6 protein-coding genes are annotated in these 5788 nt (G+C 44.0%); 3 read left to right on the plus strand and 3 right to left on the minus strand.

Annotated features, from left to right (window positions below):
* Positions 1–241: 241 nt before the first annotated feature.
* Both O9332_RS22920 and trmFO read right to left on the minus strand, forming a co-directional pair.
* Positions 242–739, minus strand: coding sequence for a 2TM domain-containing protein (locus O9332_RS22920; protein WP_004266818.1), 498 nt, complete (start codon positions 737–739; stop codon positions 242–244).
* A 61-nt stretch (positions 740–800) separates the two neighbouring features.
* Complete coding sequence (trmFO, locus tag O9332_RS22925; protein WP_004266819.1) at positions 801–2138, minus strand: FADH(2)-oxidizing methylenetetrahydrofolate--tRNA-(uracil(54)-C(5))-methyltransferase TrmFO; 1338 nt, start codon at positions 2136–2138, stop codon at positions 801–803.
* Positions 2139–2501: 363 nt separating this feature from the next.
* Here trmFO and O9332_RS22930 point away from each other — a divergent pair, with 363 nt between their 5' ends.
* A complete protein-coding gene (locus O9332_RS22930) occupies positions 2502–2780 on the plus strand; it encodes a hypothetical protein (protein ID WP_004266820.1) in 279 nt (92 codons plus the stop codon).
* 337 nt (positions 2781–3117) lie between these two features.
* On the opposite strand, the gene O9332_RS22935 is transcribed toward O9332_RS22930, so the two are convergent.
* Positions 3118–4197 (minus strand): PIN/TRAM domain-containing protein, encoded by a 1080-nt coding sequence (locus O9332_RS22935; protein WP_288027566.1) that lies wholly within the window; start codon positions 4195–4197, stop codon positions 3118–3120.
* A gap of 124 nt (positions 4198–4321) precedes the next feature.
* On the opposite strand from O9332_RS22935, the gene O9332_RS22940 reads away from it, so the two are divergent.
* Both O9332_RS22940 and hemW read left to right on the plus strand, forming a co-directional pair.
* Entirely contained in the window at positions 4322–4474 is a 153-nt protein-coding gene (locus tag O9332_RS22940) for a hypothetical protein (RefSeq protein WP_288027568.1), read from the plus strand.
* Positions 4474–5646, plus strand: a complete 1173-nt coding sequence (gene hemW / locus O9332_RS22945) for a radical SAM family heme chaperone HemW (protein ID WP_288027570.1) — start codon at positions 4474–4476, stop codon at positions 5644–5646. The genes O9332_RS22940 and hemW overlap by 1 nt, the downstream gene beginning before the upstream one ends.
* Positions 5647–5788: the final 142 nt, after the last annotated feature.

Raw genomic sequence — 5788 nt, forward strand, 5'->3', positions numbered from 1 at the left:
GTAGGGTTTTACCGATTTTGAGGTAGTCAGTTACCTAATTTTCAGGGAAAAAGTACCTGAATTTTACCCCCGATCCCTCCAATGGTCGGCACTTTTTGAGGAAAAAAAAGTCTAAAAGCCTTATCCAACAAGGTTTTTAGACTTATTCAGCAAGCCCTAAGTAGTAGTGCAAAGCTCAACTTTGTGTACTTTGTGTCTCTGTGGTTCACAAAAACAAAAAAGGCTTAATTTAGCAACACTATTAAAACTGTAAAAACTTTTTAATTTGTGTCCAAAGATTGGTAAAAGACTCTTTCATTTCCTCCTTAATTTTCCAGCGTTTAAATGCCTCTTCGTAGGCAATTCCTTGATTTTGAAAAGTTTTCCAAGCGGAAAGAGAAAGAGGTAAACCCATCAGCAAAAAGATATAAATTGCCCAAGAAATTGTTCCCGCACTAATTAAATTAATGGTAAGAAAAAAACTATTAATAATCAGATAGCGAACGGTTTTATGTTTTAGCTCCTCGCGACGAAAGCGATCGAATTCTTGCCGTTTATAACTGAGCATTTTTGACTCTTGCCAGTCCTTTTCCGCCGCTTCCAAGTCTTTAACTTCAATAGCTAAATCGTCAGCAATTTCTAACAACTGTTGGCGGGTAATTTCTCCCTTATCCCCTTGACGGGAGATAGCCAAATAGAGAATTTCCTGCACATCCTCTTGACTGTAGGATTGGGGAGGGAAAAAATCGGGGTTTGGCATAGCGATAGAGAAAGAAATAGGTTCCTTCTCTATTATGGGCGATCGATTTAGCGATTGACAGTTAGACGAGACAGGGAGTTTTTAACTGATTCATCCATGCTTCTAAATCCTGCAAAGAGCGATCGGCATATTGACCGTAACGTTCCCGTTTATTGCGGATTTTTCTGGTAAAATTCGGCAAAATGCCAAAATTTGGCGGCATCGGTTGAAAATGTTTCGGTTCGGCACTGCTGATAAACTCAAATAATGACCCCATCATCGTTGTGGTTGGCAATGTCACCGTTTCTAATCCTAAAGCTAAACGAGCGGCATTAGTTCCCGCTAACCATCCCCCAGCAGCCGCAGCCGTATAGCCTTCCGTGCCGATTAACTGTCCTGCCGCTAATAGCGTCGGTCGCGATTTAAACTGGAGACTGGAGAATAATAACTGGGGAGAATTGATAAAGGTGTTTTTGTGCATCACCCCCATGCGGACAAATTCGGCCTTTTCTAACCCCGGAATCAGACGGAAAACTCGTGTTTGTTCACCCCATTTTAAATTAGTTTGAAATCCCACCATATTCCACAATTGCCCCGCTTTATCTTCCATTCGCAACTGTATAACTGCGTAGGGACGTTGATCCGGATATCTGGGATCCGCTAATCCCACCGGTTTCAGGGGACCAAAACGCATGGTATCCTCTCCCCGACTGGCTAATTCTTCGATTGGCAGACAAGCCTCGAAAAATTTGGCATTTTCTCGCTCAAAATCCTTCAATTCTGCCTGTTCTGCCTGTTTTAGTTCTTGCCAGAAATGCAGGTATTGTTCCCGATCCATGGGACAATTGAGATAGGCGGCCTCACCTTTATCGTAACGGGAGGCCAGAAAAGCGATCGATTGATCAATAGATTCCCCTAGAATAATCGGACTAGCGGCATCAAAAAAGCTCAGATAGTCCAGGCCGGCAAAATTTTGCAGATCCGCGGCCAAAGCAGCACTGGTTAACGGTCCGGTGGTTAAAACGACGATACCATCCCGGGGAATTTCCGTGATCTCCTGACGTTTTAAGGTGACTAGAGGGTGGTTAGCCAAGATTTCCGTCAAATTTCGACTAAAGACCCCTCGATCGACCGCTAAAGCCCCTCCTGCGGGGACACTGTGCTGATCGGCCTGGGCAATAACTAGAGAATTTAAGCGTCGTAATTCTTCATGGAGTAACCCGGTGGCGCGATCCACCGCCATGGCACCAAAGGAGTTACTACAGACTAATTCGGCTAAAAATTGGCTATGGTGGGCGGGACTAGAGCGAATTGGGCGCATTTCGTACAGGATCACGGGAATACCTGCTTGGGCTATCTGCCACGCCGCCTCAGTCCCCGCTAATCCTCCACCAATTACATGAATAGGGCGATCGATCATAGTTGGGAGAAAATGGCTAGAGTAGGATTATTTTAGCGTTAAGTAAGGAGGCAAAATTATTTGTAGGATGGGTTAGCGGTAGCGTAACCCATGCGGGCGTTGGGTTTCATGCTTCAACCCAACCTACGTTCATCTTATATTTAATTCCACCCACCCACTTAGTTCCCAGTCACCAAAAAAATAGGGCCGGGCTGACGGCGATCGCATAAAGATTGGGGCTGATCGCAAACTCAGGTTATAATCAAGGAAGGGATAGAATATTATATTTTATCTCGGCGCGATTTTTGCTTTCGAGAAGGTGGCAACACCGCCCCACTTTCTCACCATCTCCTTCCAGATGGGTTAGTTAGCGGTTTGACTTCTATGAACACCAATTATCTTGAAGAATACCAAAAATACCTAGCCGAATGGCAGAAACTGCTTCTGTCCGCTTGGGGTAATGGTGTTCCCTCGACTACATCAGTGTTTGAGTTTCCAGAAACTTTGGTTAAATCCCTCGAATATCAACAAGAATGGGTGAAATCCTACCTAACCGCCCAAGAAACCGCCACCAAAGTTGCCCTCGATAGTCAGAAACAATTCTGGGATAGTTATTTCGGTTTTGCTCGTCAGTCCATGGCTGTAATCAATAAACCAGCCTAATTAGATATAAATTGGCTAGATAGGGTTTGCTGAATAAATCTAAAAACCTTGTCCAACAAGGTTTTTAGACTTTTTTTCCCTCAAAAAGTGCCGACCTTTGGAGTGATTGGGGGGAAAATTCCTGGACTTTTTCCCTGAAAATTAGGTAATTGACCACCTGAAAATGGGTAAAACCCCACACCCCACACCCTACACCCCACACCCTGCCACCAGGAAAAACTTTTTTAGCAAACCCTAGATAGTTCGATTGGTGACTTAACTTCCCTTAAAAAATGAAAAGCCTCAAATACAATCCCCTCTGGCCCTGTATTTGAGGCTTTTTTGGTTTTTTTTCCCTTTAGGCAATCAGGGAATTTTGGGGTTTAGCAAAAATCATCCGTCCGGCCGAGGTTTGCAGTGCAGATGTCACCACTACCCGCAATTCTCCCCCCAGATAATCTTTTCCTTCTTCTACCACTACCATCGTGCCATCTTCTAGATAACCGATGCCTTGGGTGGGTTCTTTTCCTGCTTTGAGAATTTTCAGATCCAAAGTATCCCCGGGTAAGTAGATCGGGCGTACTGCTTGGGCGAGATCGTTGACATTCAAGATGGTGACTTTTTGCAGATTGGCCACTTTACTGAGATTATAATCGTTCGTGAGCAAGGTGGCGTTAATCTCTTGGGCAAGATGGACTAATTTAGCATCTACGGTGCTAATATCCTCATAATCGGCTGGATGAATGATAATGCGATCGGGAAATTCTTGCTGCATCCGGTTTAAGATATCTAATCCGCGTCTTCCTCTGACTCGTTTTTGGTCATTACTGCCATCCGCTAACTGCTGCAATTCCTGAAGAATAAATTGGGGAATGAGTATCTGTCCCTCGATAAATCCCGTGTCTAACAATTGTTCGATACGACCATCGATAATACAACTGGTGTCCACAACTTTGGTGGCGGCCGCTTGCAGGGTTCCTTCTGCCACTAAAATTGATTCCATACTATTGGGGTTAATCAGACGCAAAAAAGTGCGACCGTGGGTATCAGCTAAACTAACCCCCAGATAGGAAAACATAACACTGCCTAAAATGGCGATTATCGGCTTGATAAACGAGAATTCTCTGGGAATCGGTAGGAAGAAAATCGGAGCTAGGATCAGATTAGCAATCAACAAACCGATAACTAGACCGACCGAACGGGTTAAAATAACTTCGATCGGAGTTTGCCGTACTTGGGTTTCCAGACGACGATAGGTAGTTTGGGCAACTAAACCAAGGGCTAAACCAATAATTGAGGCAAAACCCGCCGATAACCAGCGTAAAGCTTCAATATTGCTGATTTGCAACTGGACAGTAACCGGCAGCAAGTCAACACCACTATAACCAATACTGGCAACAGCGAAGACGAATAGTAAAATTATGACAGCATCAAGCATGGGGATAATACCAGAGAGGATAGAGGGGGAATGATGGTAGAAAAATAATGAGTATGGATGCTTTTATATTATATCTGTGGGTTTCTCCTAATTTGTGTCGGGAAAGTTGCCTCCATTCTAGGAGATGTTCTCCCCAGCCATAATACATCTTAACGAAGATAAACGAAATTACAGTAGGAGGCAGGAGGCAGGAGGCAGGAGGCAGCTTTATTCTCCCCACACCCCACACCCCACACCCCACACCCCACACTCCCTTTTTTCCTTTTTCCTCATATAATGCCCTATTTTCACCCCGTAACCTCGGTTTATATTCATATTCCCTTCTGTCGTCGGCGCTGTTTTTACTGTGATTTCCCGATTTTTGTCCTTGGTAATCGCACCAATCCGGCGACTTTTCCCCCTGTGGTGGAGTATGTGGAAATATTACAAGAAGAAATTAGTCTTAGTCAGGGGACGGGGAAACCCCTAGAAACAATTTTTTTTGGGGGGGGGACTCCTTCCCTGTTACCGGTGGAATTATTAGGAGCAATTCTGGATACTTTAGCCAAAAAGTTTGATTTTGCGGCCGATATAGAAATTTCTATGGAGATTGATCCAGCTACCTTTAGTTTAGAACAATTACAGGGTTATCTTAGCGCGGGAGTCAATCGGGTTAGTTTAGGAGTACAGGCTTTTCAAGAACCATTATTACAGGTTTCTGGTCGATCGCATACTGTTAAGGATATCTATCAGGCAGTGGAATTAATTCAGGGATTGGGAATAGTTAACTATAGTTTGGATTTGATTTCGGGATTGCCACAACAAACCCTGACAGATTGGGAAAATTCCCTAGAAAAAGCGATCGAACTGCAACCGGCCCATCTTTCCTGTTACGATTTGGTCTTAGAAGCGGTTACTCCTTTCGGTAAACAGTATCAACCGGGGAAAAAACCCTTACCCGATGATGAAACCACGGCGAAAATGTATGTTTTAGCCGGTGAAAAACTAGCTTTAGCCGGTTATCAACATTACGAGATTTCTAACTATGCCAAACCGGGTTATCAATGCCGACATAATCGAGTTTACTGGGAAAATCGTCCCTATTACGGTTTTGGTATGGGGGCCGCTAGTTATCTTCATCAACAACGTTTTACCCGTCCGCGCAAAAGTCGCGACTATTTCGCTTGGGTAAAAGAAGGCTGTCAGATTGACGTGGAGAAAAATAGTTTGATTGATGATCTTCTCGAAACCTTAATGCTAGGGTTAAGGTTAGGGTCAGGGGTGAGTTTACCCGCCATTGAAGCTAATTTTGGCTCGGAAATCAAAAAAGCAATTTTAGAGGTCTTAGAGCCGCATAAACAGCGTAATTTAGTAATAATTGAGGGGGATAGCAGGGTAAGATTAAGCGACCCCGAAGGTTTTTTGTTTTCTAATCTAGTTTTAACCGATTTATTCGATCGCTGGCAATAGTTAGGGTCTGCTGAAAAAGTTTGTTGGTGGGGGCAGGGTGTGGGGTGTAGGGTGTAGGGTGTAGGGTTTTACCGATTTTGAGGTAGTCAGTTACCTAATTTTCAGGGAAAAAGTACCTGAATTTTACCCCCGATCACTCCAA

The organism is Microcystis sp. LE19-10.1B (assembly GCF_027530565.1).
In the GTDB taxonomy this organism is placed as follows: Bacteria; Cyanobacteriota; Cyanobacteriia; order Cyanobacteriales; family Microcystaceae; genus Microcystis; species Microcystis aeruginosa.